The organism is Acidobacteriota bacterium (assembly GCA_028875725.1).
Lineage (GTDB): Bacteria > Acidobacteriota > Thermoanaerobaculia > Multivoradales > Multivoraceae > Multivorans.
The window spans coordinates 46,802-64,014 of record JAPPCR010000007.1; the positions used below are offsets into that span (position 1 = coordinate 46,802).

At 66.3% G+C, this 17,213-nt stretch carries 11 protein-coding genes; 3 read left to right on the forward strand and 8 right to left on the reverse strand.

Translation table 11 applies throughout. The annotated features are described in order from the left end of the window. Positions 1-3: 3 nt before the first annotated feature. Complete coding sequence (locus OXI49_10440) at positions 4-2,556, reverse strand: DUF3604 domain-containing protein (GenBank protein MDE2690920.1); 2,553 nt, start codon at positions 2,554-2,556, stop codon at positions 4-6. A 41-nt stretch (positions 2,557-2,597) separates the two neighbouring features. After that, entirely contained in the window at positions 2,598-5,282 is a 2,685-nt protein-coding gene (locus OXI49_10445) for a carboxypeptidase regulatory-like domain-containing protein (protein MDE2690921.1), read from the reverse strand. A gap of 158 nt (positions 5,283-5,440) precedes the next feature. On the opposite strand from OXI49_10445, the gene OXI49_10450 reads away from it, so the two are divergent. From OXI49_10450 to OXI49_10460, 3 genes are read left to right on the forward strand one after another with little or no spacing between them, the layout of a single operon-like run. Next, positions 5,441-6,883, forward strand: coding sequence for a sulfatase-like hydrolase/transferase (locus OXI49_10450; GenBank protein ID MDE2690922.1), 1,443 nt, complete (start codon positions 5,441-5,443; stop codon positions 6,881-6,883). Between the two features lie 27 nt (positions 6,884-6,910). Then, positions 6,911-7,546 carry a hypothetical protein gene (locus OXI49_10455; protein MDE2690923.1) on the forward strand — a complete coding sequence of 212 codons (636 nt, stop codon included), beginning with the start codon at positions 6,911-6,913 and terminating at the stop codon, positions 7,544-7,546. Further along, positions 7,543-8,361, forward strand: coding sequence for a nucleotidyl transferase AbiEii/AbiGii toxin family protein (locus OXI49_10460; GenBank protein MDE2690924.1), 819 nt, complete (start codon positions 7,543-7,545; stop codon positions 8,359-8,361). Before OXI49_10455 ends, OXI49_10460 begins: the two co-directional genes overlap by 4 nt. A gap of 65 nt (positions 8,362-8,426) precedes the next feature. On the opposite strand, the gene OXI49_10465 is transcribed toward OXI49_10460, so the two are convergent. From OXI49_10465 to OXI49_10490, 6 genes are all read right to left on the reverse strand, one after another. Next, positions 8,427-8,861 (reverse strand): hypothetical protein, encoded by a 435-nt coding sequence (locus tag OXI49_10465; protein MDE2690925.1) that lies wholly within the window; start codon positions 8,859-8,861, stop codon positions 8,427-8,429. Positions 8,862-9,158: 297 nt separating this feature from the next. Beyond that, complete coding sequence (locus OXI49_10470; GenBank protein ID MDE2690926.1) at positions 9,159-10,598, reverse strand: DUF222 domain-containing protein; 1,440 nt, start codon at positions 10,596-10,598, stop codon at positions 9,159-9,161. A 203-nt stretch (positions 10,599-10,801) separates the two neighbouring features. After that, a complete protein-coding gene (locus OXI49_10475; protein MDE2690927.1) occupies positions 10,802-11,092 on the reverse strand; it encodes a hypothetical protein in 291 nt (96 codons plus the stop codon). 1,042 nt (positions 11,093-12,134) lie between these two features. Further along, positions 12,135-12,428, reverse strand: coding sequence for a helix-turn-helix transcriptional regulator (locus tag OXI49_10480; GenBank protein MDE2690928.1), 294 nt, complete (start codon positions 12,426-12,428; stop codon positions 12,135-12,137). A gap of 102 nt (positions 12,429-12,530) precedes the next feature. Then, a complete protein-coding gene (locus tag OXI49_10485) occupies positions 12,531-13,655 on the reverse strand; it encodes a helix-turn-helix transcriptional regulator (protein ID MDE2690929.1) in 1,125 nt (374 codons plus the stop codon). 660 nt (positions 13,656-14,315) lie between these two features. Next, entirely contained in the window at positions 14,316-16,862 is a 2,547-nt protein-coding gene (locus tag OXI49_10490; protein ID MDE2690930.1) for a fibronectin type III domain-containing protein, read from the reverse strand. Positions 16,863-17,213: the final 351 nt, after the last annotated feature.

The window sequence follows — 17,213 nt, forward strand, 5'->3', positions numbered from 1 at the left end:
CGGCTACCGGGACGGATGGCCTCCGACCCAGACCGGGCTCGACCAGGCCATCGCGTCGTTCAACTGGCGGACGCGGACAAAGTAGTAGTCGCCCTGGCGCGGTGTATCGCTGTCGGTGTAGCTGAACGCAAGGTCGCGCGGCCCGTCCGGGCGGACCCGCCGGAGGGTCACGGAGTCGCGGTGATAGTCCTCGATCGGCAGCAGTTTCTCCAGCCGGCCACCCTGAAGATCCGACAGCGGCAGGCGCACCCGGGCGCCCGGGATGACCGCCCGCGGCCGGTAGAACGGCGGCGCCGAGCCCGTCTCGGCCGCCTCTTCCAGTTCGAGGACGATCGCCGCTCCGGGCTGCACGTCCGCCACTGACAGTCGGAGCGAACTCGTCTCACCGCGGGTGTTCGTGCGGAAGATGGCGCCGTTGCCGTTCTGCTCCACGTGCTGGGTCGTCGGATTGACGAAGTCCGTCCCCTCGATGGACCGCAGCGTGGCGCCGGCGACCGTCAGCCGGCCTCGCCAGTGCCGCCATCCGCGCGGGGCGTCGCCCATGTGGATGGGCGTTTCCTCGGAGTAGAACGTGAGCAGCAGGTCGGCGGGCGCTCCGCCGGCGGTGTCGAGCGAGTAGTCCTCGCTCCAGAGCTCCTCTTCGTTCTTGATCAACGCGATCGAGCCGATCGGCCCGGTGCCGATCACCCGTCCCGCGATCTCCCGCACGTCCGAGAACGGCGCCCGCGAGCCCATCATCGTGTCGTTCACCTTGAAATCGAGGATGATGCGATCCCCGGTCGTGGCGTAAGTGCGTCGCGCCTTCATCCCGTCGAAGATCGCGTCGCGCGACATCTCCGGCGCGAACACAGCCCCCAATCCCCCGCTCTGCGCCAGCGAGGTCCGGTTCGGCGCCGAGTAGCCGGGATGGGAGAGATGGTCGTCGGACGCCGCGACGACGCCCACCTGATGCCCGCGCGACAGGTACTCCTGCATGAACCACTCGAAGGTCCCGTGCATCGACATCATCTCGACCAGGGGCTCCAGGCCCGGGTGCGACTGCCGGAAGTCGCCCGGGTTGTGGGCGTGCGGGATGACGACGACGTCACGGCGGTCGTAGCGGGTGTCGAGTTCGCGGTAGAGCTCGGACAACGTCGGGAACTCGAGCACCGAGATCACGTCCTGGTCGCCGACCGTGCGGTAGAGGACGTTGTGGTGACCGCCGCCCTGGCGCGTGTGCCGCGTCCACTCCCAGCCGAGGTAGGGAACGAACCGCCCCGGCGCGTCGTACTCGGCGCTCTTCTCGCGCATCAGTTCCCATTCGCCGGCGTCCAGCCAGATGTCGTGCTCCGAGTGCGTGACGAAGTCGAGTCGCGCGTCGTCGCGCGCGAACCGCATGAAGAAGTCGAGGGTGCCAATGCCCTCGGCGTAGCCCGAATGGCCGTGGGTGTCGCCCCAGTAGATGCCGTACTCGGGGTCGTCCGCGACCAGGATCGGATTCGCGTCCCCGGCAATCGACGGCCCCTCGCCCCGGGAGCGAATCGCCGCCCAGTAGACGCCGGGTTCGTCGAGGGTCAGTTCGACGACCGTGATCGCCTCGGTTCCCGACTCGATCGAGGCGCGGAGCTCCCCGTTCAACAGGACATCGAAGCCCGGAATGTCGCCGGTCGCCCGGTTGTAGAAACGGTCCTCCGCGCGCACCGAGAACTCGAAGAGCTCGCCGGTCCGCACCACGCTCGGAGCGAAGCCGTGGACTCCGGCGACCGTCGTGCCGATCACCGCGAACGGCAGAATGGGCTGCGGGCGCCACTCTCCGGAGCCGTCGAGGTCGACGTAGAGCGGAAACGGGATTCTGGCGCCCGTCGTCTGCGTCATCAGGACTCCCGGGCCGCCGCCCGACGTGTCGCCGTAGGTGATCGTCACCGACTCGCCGGCGTCGAGCCGCCCCTCCACGAGTCGGAACGCGAGCGCCGGTTCCGGAGCGCGGAAGCCTCCGTGCGGCCCCGAGGCCATGTAGACCTCGGCCTCGAAGACGGCGTCGCCGTCACTCGTCTCGAGACTCACGTAGCCGGCGCCGGCCGGGTCGGAGGTCTGAAAGGCGCCGTAGTTCACGTTGAAGTGGCGAGCGACCCAGAACCCGCCGCCGGTCTCGACCGGCCGCGTACCGGCGGTCCACGTCTGACGAACCGTCGCGTACTGACGGGCCTCGAAGGGTCCCGGGGTGTCCGTTGCCAGCGAACCGAGCGCGCCTTCCTCTTCCCGCAGCGTGAACTCGCGCACCAGCCGGTCGATCATGGCGCCCGCGCTGACGGCGGACTCGCCGGTCGGGGGCAACGTCGAGTTCAGACGCACCCGCGGCCCCTCCAGGCCCATCTCGTGACCGGCCAGGGCGAGCGCGTCGGCCCAGTCGGCCGCCACCGCCGCCCGCGCGGCGATCGTCGACTCGTCCGTCGGCCGCGCCGCAACGTCCGCCTTGAGCTGCTCGATCGCGGCGCCCAGATCACCGTCGTAGGCTGCGCCCGGGCCGTCCGTGTCGCAGCCGGAAACGGCAAGGGCAAAGGCGAGGGCACCGCTCACAAACAGCGGCGCCCGGCCCCAGCCGTACCTTCCGATCCGGATCAGAAGCTGAAGCCCACCTTCAGCCGGAACTCTCGCGGTCGCTGATAGGAGGAGACCCTCGCGTTCGGCCGTCCCGTCGACGTGTTGATGGTGACGGGCTCCTGACTGTCCGTCGCGTTCGCGAGATCGAAGCCGATCTTTGCCCGCACGTTGCCGACCATCGCGACCGAGTACATCAGGGACAGATCGACAGTCCATGTGTCCGGCAGCCGGTTGGCGTCCGACGGCTCACGGTACGTCGACGTCGTGATCGTCTGGCCCGAAACCGGGTGACGGACCTGAGTAGAGACGTGGCTCCCCCAGGGCCTCCCGGCGGCGTAGTGAAGGAAGCCGCCCAGCACCAGGTCGTGCCGGCCGAAATCGAAGCGCTTCATGCCGATGACGTTCGCCAGATGCTCCCGATCCTCGAGCAGCCGCCCGAACCACCAGTCGCTCGAGGTCGCGTTGGTCAGCCCGGTGCCGACCTCGATTCCGCCCAGGCCCTCGAACAGGTTGAAGTTGTCGTTGAAGGAGTTGATGTTCCCCTCGGTCGAACTCAGGGTGTAGTTCGTGCGCAGGGTCCAGTTGTTGCGGAACAGCCGGTTCGCCTCGAGCTGCAGCGCCCGGTACTCGCGGCGGGCGTCGGACCAGTTCCGAAGATCCCGGACTACCCGGCCGGCATCGTCGTACTGGAGCGTGGCGTGGAAGATGTTCGTCGCCTCGCTCGCCACCAGGCGCGACTTGACGACCCACTTCTCGGACACCTGGAAATCGGCGCCGAAGGAGATCTCATCCTTGTAGTAGGGGTCGATGTCCTGGATGGCCTGGTCGAACGTGGGCTCGACACGCCGCTGGAAGCGGTCGTAGCGCAGGGTCTCGCGGTTCCACAGGAACTGCTCGTAGATGTTCTCGCCGTTGTTCTGGCGGGAGAACTCCTGGAGCACGATGCCCATGCCGATCGCGTGGTAGTAGCGACCGAGCGTGCCGCGGAGCAGGATGCTGCCGTCGGCCTTCATGTCGTAGACGCCGCTGATCCTGGGGACGAACTCGGTGTACTCGTTGACCCGCTCGCCGATGTCGTTGTCGATCGTCTGTTGGTCGCCCCGAATGCCCAGGGTCCACACCCAGTTGTCGCCGACCTCGAAGCGATCCTGCACGAAGCCGGCCAGGAAGTCGCTGGTCTCGGTGATCACGTCCGACCGGTCGAACACCCGCTTGTTCACGGGCGTCACGAAGCCGCCGGGCAGGCTAGCGTCGTAGTTCCGGCCGCGGAACTCGGTGATGATCGAGGTCAGGTTGCTGAACTCGATCGCCTGCGCGTCGATGCCGAACTTCCACTCGTGGCGGCCCCGGAAGCTCGTCAGGGACACGTTCGCCTGGTCGCGCGGGAAGTCGTTGAAGCCCTCGGCCAGGCGCACGGCCGGACCGTTGTACCTCAGGCCCGTCGCCAGGTCGCGGTAGCGGAAGTTGTTCCCCGGCGGATCGTCCGGCGAGGCGTTCGGATCGATCGCGTGCTGCTCCGCCGCGTGACGGCCGACGAACTCCTCGCGGTTCGCGACCTTGAACTCGAGGAAGTTCGAGGCGCCCAGTCCGAGACTCCAGTTCAGCGTCTGCACCCGCCCGTTCAGCGGGAAGTTCATGATCGCGTACTGGTCGCCGGGGTTGCCGGAAAGCCCGATGGCATCCGACGGAGCATCGATCGCGGTGACCGCGATCTGCTGAGTGTCCCTGGGCTGGAAGTTGACCTTGGCGACCAGGGGATCCGCCTGGCGGCTGAGATTGACGACGGTCCCGTCCCGCAAGCGATCGATCCGGTTGTCGGAGATCCGGCCATAGGACACGAAGAACCACGCCCGGTTGCGAGCGAGCGGACCGCCGACGCTGGTCTCGTAGCTGTTGATCTGGTCATCGGGACGCTCAAGCTCCAGGATGTCCGGCGCCCTCCACTTCGGGTTCTGGCCGATGTAGAGCGCCTCGCCGTGGAACTCGTTCGTCCCCGTCTTGACCGTCGAGTTGATGATGCCGGACGTCGCCCGGCCATACTCCGCACCGAAGCCGGTCGACTCGAGCTTCGTCTCGGTCAGCGCGGTGCTGGGGATGAGCAGACGCATCTCGCCGCCGCGACGGTGCATCGACGTATCCACGCCTTCGACGTAGACGCCCACCTCGGTCGAGATGCCGCCGTTCACGGACGGCACGGTATCCGCGTCATTCCGGTTGACAACCGACGGCAACTGCCGGATCGCCGCGTTGTAGGTACGCGTGCCGAAAGCGACGTTGTCCGTCACCTCCTCCGGGATCGTCGCCGCCAGGGCGGTCTCATAGCGGCTGATCAGGGGAGCCTCGCCCGTGACCGTGATCTCCTCTTCGGTCGCGGAAACCAGGGTCAGGTCGATGCCGCGGCGTTGGCCCGGTTCGAGGTCTGTCGCCAGTTCGGCCGCGCCGAGGCCCTCGAGCTCGGCGTTCACCGTGTAGCGCCCGGCGAGCAGCAGCGCGAAGCGGTAGACGCCGTCAGCGTCCGTGATGACCGTCCGCGTGTTCTGCGGGCCGGTCAGCGTGACGGTGACGCCAGGCAGCGGCGCACCCTGGGCGTCCAGGACGCGGCCGTCGATCGTGCCCGTCTGCGGACCGTCCGCGAGCAGCGGTCCCGCGCAGACCAGGACGATAAGGGCCGTGCACCAGCCCGAGATTAGACTTCGCTTCATCCTTGATGCCTCCAGTCGATCGGGCGACCGCCCGGAACAGGGTTCAAGGCTGCATAGCCGATCATGTTGCTTGGTGAGTAGCCTAAGCTAGCCAACGCCGTAGGAATCATCAAGTTCGTTCAATCCGCCGTACTCCCCAAGCCGGAAGGAGGAGTTCCATGAAGCGCAGCACCCGCCGCGATTTCCTCCAACAGTCATCCCGTCTGATCGCTGGCGGCACCCTGGCCGGTCTGGCCGGTTGCGACGCTGCCGAGAAGCCGGTGGCTGTCGACGATCGCCCCAACCTGCTCTTCTTCTTTCCCGACCAGCACCGGCCCGACTGGCTCGGCCCAGGCAGCGGCGGTCTCGCCGCACTGCGAACACCGAACATCGACCGCCTCGCCCGCGACGGCGTCAACTTCACCAACGCCCTCGTGCCGTCGCCTGTCTGCGCCCCCTCACGCGCCTGCCTGGCCTCCGGCCGCGAGTACGACCGTTGCGGCGTGAGCAGCAACCGATTCGACTATCCGCTCGACCAGACGACCTTCTACGGGCGACTCCGCGACTCCGGCTACCACACGATGGCGGTCGGCAAGCTCGACATGTCGAAGAACAGCGGCAACTGGGGTATCGACGGAACGAACTTCGCCGATGACTGGGGCTTCTCGGCGCAGATCAACAACTGTGGCAAGGGCGACGGCATGGAGTCCTACCTGGAGGATCCGGAAGGGCCGAAGGACCCGTACTACGCCTTTCTCGACTCCCTCGAACCGCCGCAGGGCAAGGCCTGCGCCGAGGACTTCCGGCGGCGACGCTCCGGCTTCCCCGACACCTGGTGGGGCGACGTGATCACCTCGCCCCTCGGACCTGAGGCCTACTGCGACAACTGGATCGCACGCAACGGACTCGACCTGATCGAGGCGGCGCCGCGGGACCGGCCCTGGCACCTCGTCATCAACTTCACCGGGCCCCACCCGCCGGTCGACATCACGGCCGAGATGGAAAACTGGGTGCGCGACAGGGATGGTCTCGGCCAACCCTTCGCCTACGAAGGCGCCCTGACTCCCGCCGAACACGTGGCCCTGCGCCAGAACTACGCCGCGATGATCGAGAACATCGACACCTGGCTGGGCCGCTACATCGACATGCTCGACGAAACCGGCCAGCTCGAGAACACGATCATCGTCTACTCAAGCGACCACGGCGAGATGCTCGGCGACCACGCGCGCTGGGGGAAGTCGGTCCCCTACCAGGCCTCCGCGGGCGTACCCCTGCTGGCGGCCGGACCCGGTATCCGCGCCGGCTACGAGTGCCCCTTGCCGACCACCGTGCTCGACCTCGCCGCCACCTTCCTGGACTACGCCGGGCTTCCCACGCCGGCCGACATGGACAGCCAGTCACTGCGGCCACTGCTCGAAGGACGGACCGACAGCCACCGGGAGGTCGTCCTCTCCGGGCTTCGGAACTGGCGACTCGCCTACGACGGTCGCTACAAACTGGTGACCGGCTTCGGGGACGAGGACATCCTCTGGGATCTGGAGGCCGATCCGTTGGAGACGGAGAACCTGGCTGCTAGACAGCCGGAGGTCGTGCGGCGGCTGCGGGAGGTCCTGCCCCGCTGAGATTGCCAGAGTTGATAAGTTCCTGCCATGAGATTCGAGGAACTCGTGGCCGCGGTCGCCGACGAGCCCGTCTTCGAGACCGGCCTGCTGCTCGCCGGACCGCGCGACGCCGACAACATCAGGCGGCAACTGTCGCGCTGGGTCCGTGGCGGCAAAGTCCAGCAGATGCGGCGCGGCCTGTACGCGCTGGCGCCGCCCTGGCAGCGCCGCGTCCCGCATCCGTTCCTGCTCGCCAACCGCCTGGCGCCGGGTTCCTACGTCAGCGGCCCGGCGGCATTGGCCTTCGCCCATGCAATCCCCGAGTACGCGCCGGAAGTCACCAGCGTGACGACCGGACGACCGCACATCCGGCGTTTGCCTTCCAGTCGCTTCTCCTTCCGCCACCTGAAGGCGGACCGGTTCTTCGGCTACAGACTGCTCGACCTGGGCGCCGATCAACGGGCATTCGTGGCGACCCCGGAGAAGGCCCTGCTCGACTCCGTCTACCTGCAACCCGGCGGCCACCACAGGGAGTTCCTGCGGGAACTTCGGCTTGACTTCGGCGCTCTCGATCTCGACGCCCTCGATCGGACGGCGGCGCGATTCGGCGCGCCGAAGACGACTCGAACGGCCAGCCGCATCCGCGAGCTCGCCGCCGAGGCGCCCGCATACGACCTGCTGTGAAGGACCACCTCGAGACGCTGGTCCGGCCACACGATCCGTTGCGAGCCCGCAACGTGGTCAGGGAGTACCTTCAGGCCCGCGTCCTCCTGGCGATGCAGGGCGCCGGCGCCATGACCACCCTGGCGTTTCAGGGCGGGACCTGCCTGCGGTTCCTCCACTCCCTTCCCCGGTACTCCGAAGACCTCGACTTCGCGCTGGAAGGCAACCGCGAGGCCTACGACCTGCCGAAGTACCTGAAAGCCGTCCGCGCCGACCTCGGCGCCGAGAACTACCGTGTGGAGTTGAGGATCCGCGAGCACCGCGCCGTGCATGGAGCGATGGCGCGTTTTCCCGGCCTCCTCCACGAACTGGGCCTTTCTCCCCACCGCTCCGAAGCGCTGGCCATCAGGATCGAGGTCGACACGAACCCCCCGCGTGGGGCGGACTGCGCCATCAGCCTCGTCCGCCGGCACGTAACACTCAGGCTCTTCCATCACGACCGCGCTTCCTTGCTGGCAGGAAAGCTCCATGCCGTCCTCCAGCGCGGCTACCCGAAGGGCCGGGACCTGCACGACCTGATCTGGTACCTGAGCGATCCGGACTGGCCCGCACCCAACCTCTCACTGCTCAACGCGGCGCTACGCCAGACCGGTTGGACAGGAGATGAGCTGGCGGCACGTGCCTGGACCGAGCCGGTCGCGGAGCGACTCCAAGCGTTGGACTGGGAGCGAGCGCTTACGGACGTGCGCCCGTTCCTGGAAGAGCAGAACGACATCGACCTGATTACCTCCGAGAATGCACTGCGCCTCCTTGCCAGGTCAGGCTCGCCCGCGTAGCGATCTCTGTCAACCGTGACTCCCCGGTTGCCTTTGGTGGATACGCCTACCGACGCCTGGTCAGGCTATTCCTCCTGCCTGAGCTTGGGAAACCGCCAACAAGCGGCAGTGGCTTCAATGTCCTTGCCGTCTCTTCCGGAAGCTCCGTCCAGGTACCAGTGGCCGTCTCGCTGGGAGACCGTTACCGATTCGCCAGCTCCCTCGAACTGGCCCTCAACGTGGACCAAATAGCAGATTCCGTGGTCTATCGGAATCAGCGATACGGGCTCCGAGTTGCGGTACTGGTTCCAAGTCCAAGTCTTCGTAGCTGGCGTGAACTGGAGGCTCGATTGGAAGCTCTTCACTGAGTCGTTGATGGCAACAAGCGCTTCCTCCTGCGCGGCTCGAATCCTGTCAGGACCCAGGCCCTTGATCTCTCCTCTGAGTTCACCGAAAGCGAAAGCGCCTCCTAGTGCCACGAGCACAAGCCCGCATGCACCGATGATCTCCGTCCGCGTCATCTTGCTCCTCTCTTTCTTTTGTCGGCGGCCAAGTGACTCGTAGCCGCCATCTCTCGCGCCTACTACGGAATCGTCTCTACAGCCTGTAACGCGCGGCGGGCCCCACCGTAGAGCACTCTAGAGACGAAGCTACGCAGTGAGCGTAGGCCACTTCACCGGCACCGTCGCCCCCAAGGTAGAGGGGTTCGGAACGGCATCAGACAATCGAGGGTCGAGCGTGGGGACAGCTCGCAGGAGTCAGCACAGGAAATGTCGGAAGAAGAACTCGTGTCGCGGCAGGCCGACGAAGCCCGACCCCTAAGCGACCCGCGCAATCTCTCTTTCCTGCGCAACTACCGCCTCAAAATGCGGAGGCGGCCGCCACAGGCATTCCATGACGTAACGCAGGTCCATCGACTTGCCGTCCCAAACCGGCATCGACTCTTTGCCGGTGATCAAGACACCCGCATCCTCCAGGTGCTCGACCAGCTCTCGCGCCGCATCGAGGCCGACCGGCCGTGGCGCCGGGCTCCTCTCAAGCAGCCGACCCCGCGGATCGAAGAACCGCACTTCCCGTTGGTCATCCATCCGCACACTGAAACCGCCTTCGTGGAGCAACCGGTGGTGCCGGCGACAGAGAAGCACGAGGTTCGAGAGCTTCGTTTCGCCGCCGTCGGCCCAATGCTCGATGTGGTGGGCGTCGCAGTGCTGGGACGTACAGCCGGGGAACCGGCACCCTTGGTCCCGGAACTCGAGAGCGCGCCGTATCGACGGCGGGATGGTGCGCGTCTTGCGGCCGACGCTCAGGACCTGCCCGAAACGCTGCCGCATCACGACCTTCCCGGCGTCGCAGGCGATGCGGCGGGCCGTTTCAGCGGAAACGCGGATGTGCGATTTGCCGAGCCAAGCCCCCTCGGTCGGCGTTCCCGCGGGAACGTCGCCCTTGACTCCTCCTGCCCCGCGGCAATGCGTCCTCGGGGCGTTAGGCGTTCCCGCGGGAACGTGCGGCCCACCTCCAGGCGGGGTGCGCTCCGGCTCCTCCAACTCGCGCTCGCCGACATGAACGACAACCTGGTACCGGTCGCCGCTCGATCCCGGATCGAGACCGCCCTTGAGCGCGCTCTCCGCCACGAGAGCCAAGGCGTCGGCTCGCACCTTGCCCGCCGGCGGCCGCTCCTCCTGCTTCTCCTCCGCGTAGAGCCTGTCGCTCGCCGCTTCAAGCGCCTTCATCAGCACCTCGCCCGCCTCCGGCGCCAGCCGACCCCGGATCACGTACATGCCGTTCTCGTCGATGTGGGCAGTCACCTGGCTCGAAGCGTCGCGGAGCTCGTCGTCCCGCGCCTCGAGCGTGCGGTCGATCCGTCGCCACGCCCTGACTACCTGTTCGACGTGCGCGGCGGTGCCGGCCCTGCCGAGATCAACCAGTTCCTTCTCTGTCTCGGGTCGCGCCACCCGCGTCAACGCTCTCACCTTCGAGTAAGAGAGTTCGCCCCGCTTCATCGCCTCGCTCATCACGGGCAACTCGCCCAGGGCCCGGGCAACCCTGACCCGCTCGCGGGCCGCGCCGGGTGCGAGACCGATCCGCCACGCGAGCCATTGCGCGCAGGTGAGGAAGCCGCAGTTCCAGCCTTCCTTCTCGTCGAACTCGCGGATCAGAACGAGCAGTTCGTAGGTCGCCGCGTCGATGCGCGCCGCGAGCGCGGCAATCTCTTCGCCCAGGCGCTCCTTGGGATTCATGCCGCTTTCTTTCTCAATCATCTCTCCGCCCGCCGTTCCTGATCGGGTTGAATGGAACACTGGTTCGGAGACCGCGAGCCGGCCTCTCGGGAGCCTCCGAATCAGGAGTACAATCTATCACTCCATCGCTCCGTACACAACAATATCCAGCGCCTTGGACGCGGACGATCGGGCTCGATACCCGAGATCGACGCGCTAATCAGCCGGCACCGAAACCGGCCCGCTCACGCCCCCTCATCGGAGCACGCGAACGCTCGCGTATCGCTCTTCGTAGCGGCCGTTGCGCCTTGCGTGTTGCTGTGGGTCCACCGTCTTCCGTTCGGACCAGTCACCCAGAGATTGAACTCGAGATCCGTCACGGGCGCCACGAACACCCAACGGTAGCCGTTGTGATCGCAGCCGTCGAGGACCTTGACGAGAACCTCCGCGTTGCCCCGGTCGAAAAACCACAGAAGGCCGGCCTGGCCCGACGCCCAGATGCCGGCTCTGGCCTGTCCTACGCTTCCGTCTGGCATGCGGTAACACATACTGATCGTGTAGCCGCCCACAAACCGAAGGACGTCTTCCGTTGGCGTGCATCGTCCACCCGGCGCAGGTTCGCCACTAGAGTCAGGATCTTGCACGACAACACGAATGCCCAACGCGCTGCCACCGGCGCCCCAAGACTGGGCCGTGCGCCAGTCCGTCCACTCGTCTTCCGGGCCTCCCGGCGGTGATCGCTGACCTCGCGCCGCCCAGCAGGATCCGGAACATACGGCCGCTGCGCCAGTCGTGTCCCGTCCTACTCCCCACCATCGGTCCCGAGCGACTTCCGCATCACCCGAAAGAGGACGTCGCGGGTCCTCCTGGATCCAGCTTATGGAGAACCAAGGGTGGTTTGACAGACCCAGAAGAGATTTCCCCCGAGCCTCCCGCTCTACGCGGTAGCACGTGACCTCCGGGTACCTCTTCACACCTCCGATAGGCTCCATCGGATAGTAGGGAGCGAATGTCGTTCTCTTGGGAACACCCCCCTCGCCATCGGCGTAGAAGGTCAGAACTGGCGGGGACCCCCAGAACCGGGAGCCGGCCGGCCAGTCCGGGTTATGCCGAAAACAGGCTTCTACGTCAACCACATCGGCGTGCGCTGGTAGCGGGAATCTCTGTGCGAATTCATGCCGATAGTGTAGCCTGTCCCTAGTGGTGCTTATGAAACTGTAGGTTTCGAACATCCCATCGTCGTACTGGATCACCTTGGTCTGGGGCGCCCCGATGTCGCCTTGCGCGGCGACAGCGGCAACGAACGCAGCACCACTCACAACGCCCGACACGACCCCGCGCAGCGTCACACTCAACGAAGCCCGTGGGCGTGAACAAGACTCACTCAGATCAACCGGCGAGACCCCGCAACCACTCATCATCTGCTCTCCCTCCTGCACCCTCCTGCTCACTGTGACCGCCCCGAGTTCTGTCGTACCGGCACAAGCCGAGACTGTCGTCCGAACCTCATTGGGGCCTTTCACGCGGCATGTTCACCGTCGCGAAGCCTCCTGTCGCCCCCAGAAGTGAGGGGATCCGTCAACCCGCCTGCGACGCGGCCGTCGCCGACAGCAGCACGAGACGGACGACGTCCGCCTGACGATGGACGCCGAGCTTGGAGTGGAGGTTCTTCACGTGCCAGCGCACGGTGCTCTCCTCGCGGCCGGTACTCGCCGCGATCTCGCTGACCGTGCGGCCCTCCGCCAGCGCCGCGGCCACGTCACCCTCGGCTGGAGTCAGGCCGAACTCCTCCACCAGGACTCGCGGATCCACACGGGGGCTGTTGTCCCTCGCTGCCGGATCGTCTCCGGCTCTGCCGGCGGGAGGGGCCATGAGTAGCGCACGGTAGCTGTAGCCTCCGTGGGCTGTCGCCCCCAATATCGGGAGGATCCCGACGCCCCGGACCAGGCGCCGGCAAAACGCCTTTACCGTCTGCTACTCGGCCGGCGTCGCGACCGCCGTCGACAGCACGAGGCGCACCAGGTCCGCCTGGCGATGGACGCCCAGCTTGGGGTGCAGGTTGCGGACGTGCCAGCGGACCGTGCTTTCCTTGCGACCCGTGGAGGCCGCGATCTCGCTGACGCTCTGGCCTCTGGCAAGCAGGAGAGCCAGACGACCCTCGGACGGCGTCAGATCGTAGAGGTCAGTCAGGCGACGAGCGTCCATCTCGGGTGGGCTTCCCGGTTCGACCAACAGGATCTGAACGGCAACGCCATAGGTGTCGAAGCTGGTCGAGTCCGGGCGTACCGGGCATACGTGCAAGATCAAGGAACCGGCTCTTGAATCGCCCGGGCGCCAAAGCGCCATCGACCCGCCGACGCCCCGGTCGAAGCAGGCTGCCAGCAGGCGCCCCAACTGGGCATTCTCGTGCCGCGCGCGCGCTCGGAGCTGGTTCTTCCGCTGCGTTAGGCAGTCGCCTTCCGCCAGCACACGCCGGGCCCGTTCGTTCGCTTCCAGCACCCGCCCCTGGCGGTCGAGATGGAGCACCCCCATGCCTGTCCGGTCCAGCAAGGCCGCCAGGGCATCGCCGCGCGCGGCCGCGGCGGCCAATGCCTGCCGTACGCGTACGAAGTGCGCGACATGGGGCACCAGCCGTTCGATTCGTTCCACGTTCTCGAACGACCAACCGCCACCGTCCATCTCTCGGCTGAGGGTCCAGAAGACCGTTGTGTCTCCACGGCCGTGGAAACGTACGATCAACTGATCGTTGCTACACACTCGCGGCAGGAAGCTCCGGTACATAGATGATCGCTTCCGTTCGCTCTCGGTCCACAACTCCGTGTTGTGGTAGGGCTTTCCCAAGGGCAGTACGCTCAACCGGGGTAGACGCTCGTCCCGATGCGCGTAGCGCTCAAGGTACTCCAACTCCAGATCCCCCTGCGGAAGGCCGCGAACCAGCGCCTGCTGAAAAAGACAATCCATGTCGGCGTCACCCGTAGCGGAAGCTACAGAGAGCTGGTTTCCGATCAGTCCGCAGGCGCCGTCGATCGAATCCGCCAGATTCAGCGAGCGACTCTCGTCGAAGACGGCTTCCTGAAGGAGCCTGACGACATCTTCCATAGCGCCCACTTCCCACCTCCGCTCTTCATGCAAACACGATTCTCTTCACCATACTCGGAACAACCGTGCCTCGGAATCCTCCAAACTGGGAGATGCCCGAGGCAGGTTCGCCAGGCGGAGGGCGCTCGGGCGACCGGGCGACAGGATCGGCGGCTTGTTCAGCCGCCCAGTCCGAAGCGACGACCGGGATCATCCGCGGCGCGGTCCGCGGCCCCGACGGCGCCACCGTCGGCGGCGCCCTGGTTCTCATCCAGCACGCCGAAACGGGCTTTACAACCTCCGTCCAGACGACAGTTCGCCCCGCTTCATCGCCTCGCCCATCAAAGGCAGATGCCAAAGGCCCGGCCGACCCTCATCACCTTGGCTTCCTGGCCTGCCTCAGGCCAAGGCCGCCCGACGACTCTCTGGCCTCGCGGCCAGGTTAGCCCGGTGGCTTGGCCGAACCGACCTCGTCGTGAACTCGCCTTGCTACGCGTTCGGCGATGTTGCGGACCTCGCTCCTGAAATCCGCCCGGGACCGACGTCGCAGCGTCAGAATCGCCACCGTGACACCAATGATGATCGCCGCGTTTGAGACTATGGCGAAGACGTCCCTGACGTTCTCGAGAAGGCATCGTGCGTCCATCCGCAGGTCCTCAGAAAGTCATGCCCGGGCAACGCTTACTGCGGAAACGCATCCACATCCTGGATCGTGCAGTACTGGCCCGCGCCCTCGCTGCCGTAGGTCTTCACTCCGCCCCCCAGCGTGTCCTTCACCGTGATCGTGTAGTCCAGGTCGGTCAAGGCGGTCGCGAAGACCCAGTAGGAGTCGTTGAACGCCCGGCCGTCGAGCACCTTGATCGCCAGTTCCACATTGTCGGGCGAGAAGAAGTACATGTAGCCGGTGTTGTCGGTGCCGAGAATGGGCCGACCCCTTCCGGCCAAACCCGTGACCGGATTGGTCCAGTCGACGGTGGCTTCGAAGCGACTGCCGGCGAGGCAGAGCGCGTCGGTGGGACAGCCGGGACCGGCCCGCAGCGCTTCGCTCCACCGCTTCGGGCCGGCGGCCGAGAAGATCCCGACCGGCCGGAAGTCGCCTGGCGCCGATGAGGCAGCGTTGCTTGCGCCGAAGGCGCTCGTATCACCTTCGCCGCACAGATCTCCCGGCTCGTTGCGGTAGGTCTTCATCTTGCCGGTCTGGGTATCGGTGACGGTCAGCGTGTAGCCCAGATCGGTCAGCCCGCCGTAGAAGACCCAGTGCCGGCCGTTCGCCTCGGTGCCGTCGAGGACCTTGAACACGAGTTCCACGTTGTCGGCGTCAAAGAACGTGGCCACGCCGGTGTTGTCCGTCAGGCGGCGCATCGTGCCGGCACCTGTGCGGCCGTCGTGCGGAGATTCCCAGGTCACCTCGAATCGGAACCGGCCCTGGCCAAGACAGACGGCGGTCGGCTCGGCCACCGGGCCTGCGGCTTCGGCGCAGCCGGACGGAGGTCCGGACGAGAGTTGGAGACTGTCCGCTGACGATTCGCCGTCATTGTCGCGATTTGCGCCGCGCACTTCGAACGTGTACCGCTCGCCCGGCGTCAGGCCGTCAACGACGTGCGTGAGACGGTCGAGTTCGCCAGGCATGGTCCGCCAACTGCTCCAGGCTTCGGAACCTCTCGACGCACGGTACTCCCACCTCTCGACCTTTCCACCCGTGGAGGACGGCTGCCATCGCAGGGCCACAGATCCGGGCGATGACTCGGATACCGTCACCGCCACCGGGGCCGCCGGCTGGCGCAACAAGTAGAGGCCTCCAAACGACTCCAGGATGCCCGGGAAGGACTCGAAGCCAATACGCCGTTCTACCCACGGGGCCTCATGCAACCGGCCCGCGTTGGCTTGCCACATAGGCCATGAGCGGTTGAAGGCTTCGTCGGCCCGAATCCACCCAGTGACTTCGGCCTCCGCAGCTTCGCCCGACGGTGGCAGATGAACGGCTTGAAACCAGTACTGCGCCTCCAGCGCGAGCCCGCCGGCCGCTGCAGTCCATCCGTCATCGCGGGCACGATGTCCTCTTGACCCACTGAAGTCGGTCAGTTCGTCCGTAACCGTCTCCGATCGGTACCGTTGCGATCCGGGAAACTCCGGCCGGCACAGGCTGTACTCGACGGACCCCGACGTCGGCTCACCGTCGCTCACCCAGCGGAAGGTCATTACGGAGCCGGAGTGTGCGTCCACGTCGCTCCACTCTTCTTCCCACCTCCCGACCTGCACCTTCTCGTCGTGGGCTTTCGATGGCTCGCCAAGCTGCTCGTTCAGTGAGCAAGGAGCCTCAAGGACACGCGAGTCCGGTTCAGGCGCTCCCAGCACTGCTGTCGCTGGACCCGCTCCCACAGTGTTGTCTGCCCTCACTTCGAACGTGTACCGCCTTCCAGGCGTCAATCCGCCGAACGTGTGCCATCTGGCTTTCGGCCCACCCGCCACGTCCAGCCACTCGGTCCAGTCACCGCCGGCGACCTCCTTCGCACGGACCTGGAAGGACTCGACCACTCCACCCGCCAGCGAAGCGGACCAGTACACGGTGATCTCGTTCGATGCCAGGCGCCGCGGCCCCCACACCCCCGCGCCATGCACGTTCACGGGCGCCGGCCTCTGCGCGGGTCCGTTGAGGCCAAAGTGCCTCCAGTTCGTGGCAGCCCGTTCCGTCGTCGGATTGCCCTTTTCGTCGAAGACGATGCGTATGTACCAGTACTGAACCCAGTAGTCGATACCGGGTTCCAAGCCCCGGAGGGTCATCGATTCGACCGAGAACTCGTGATCGAGCTCCAGCCACGGCAGAGTTCGTTCCTCGAAAACCGTGGTCAACGGCCACCGGACCCAACGGTCCGTTGCGACATAGGAGTCGGCCAAGCCAGGAACCGTCGGCAAGCAGACGACCCAGGTGTTCCACCGCTCGCTCCCGTACGCCCAATAGTCGAGGCCCTCTTCCGGCGCATTCCAGGTGAGGTCCACGGAGTCCGGTGTAGTCGCGATCTCGATCCGATCGTCCCACATGTCGAGCGGGGTGAGCGATGTGGCGCAAGAAGCAGGCAGTTGCGGTGACGCCTGCGCAGCAGCCGCTGCCGCCATGGCCGCATTCAAGGCAACGATCACCGCCATGCGGCCCAGCACCGCACGAAGCGTGTTTCGGCGCGAGAGCCGCTGGTCGTCCAAACCGGCTCGCGAGATCCTGTGACAACCCATCGTTTTCCGTCCTCCTGTGATCGTGCACCCCAAGCCGAACCAGAGTTCAATCCCGAAAGGGGTCGTTCACGCGGCATGTTCGCCGTCGCGGGACCTTCTGTCGCCCCCAGAAGTGAGGGGATCCGGCAACCCGCCTGCGACGCGGCCGTCGCCGACAGCAGCACGAGACGGACGACGTCCGCCTGACGATGGACGCCGAGCTTGGAGTGGAGGTTCTTCACGTGCCAGCGCACGGTGCTCTCCTCGCGGCCGGTACTCGCCGCGATCTCGCTGACCGTGCGGCCCTCCGCCAGCGCCGCGGCCACGTCACCCTCGGCTGGAGTCAGGCCGAACTCCTCCACCAGGACTCGC

What these genes read in the sequence shown, in the direction of transcription:
- OXI49_10445 (MDE2690921.1), bottom strand. Translation starts at nt 5,282, where the DNA reads ATGAAGCGAAGTCTAATCTCGGGCTGGTGCACGGCCCTTATCGTCCTG.
- OXI49_10450 (MDE2690922.1), top strand. Translation starts at nt 5,441, where the DNA reads ATGAAGCGCAGCACCCGCCGCGATTTCCTCCAACAGTCATCCCGTCTG.
- OXI49_10455 (MDE2690923.1), top strand. Translation starts at nt 6,911, where the DNA reads ATGAGATTCGAGGAACTCGTGGCCGCGGTCGCCGACGAGCCCGTCTTC.
- OXI49_10465 (MDE2690925.1), bottom strand. Translation starts at nt 8,861, where the DNA reads ATGACGCGGACGGAGATCATCGGTGCATGCGGGCTTGTGCTCGTGGCA.
- OXI49_10470 (MDE2690926.1), bottom strand. Translation starts at nt 10,598, where the DNA reads ATGATTGAGAAAGAAAGCGGCATGAATCCCAAGGAGCGCCTGGGCGAA.
- OXI49_10475 (MDE2690927.1), bottom strand. Translation starts at nt 11,092, where the DNA reads ATGCCAGACGGAAGCGTAGGACAGGCCAGAGCCGGCATCTGGGCGTCG.
- OXI49_10480 (MDE2690928.1), bottom strand. Translation starts at nt 12,428, where the DNA reads ATGGCCCCTCCCGCCGGCAGAGCCGGAGACGATCCGGCAGCGAGGGAC.
- OXI49_10485 (MDE2690929.1), bottom strand. Translation starts at nt 13,655, where the DNA reads ATGGAAGATGTCGTCAGGCTCCTTCAGGAAGCCGTCTTCGACGAGAGT.
- OXI49_10490 (MDE2690930.1), bottom strand. Translation starts at nt 16,862, where the DNA reads ATGGGTTGTCACAGGATCTCGCGAGCCGGTTTGGACGACCAGCGGCTC.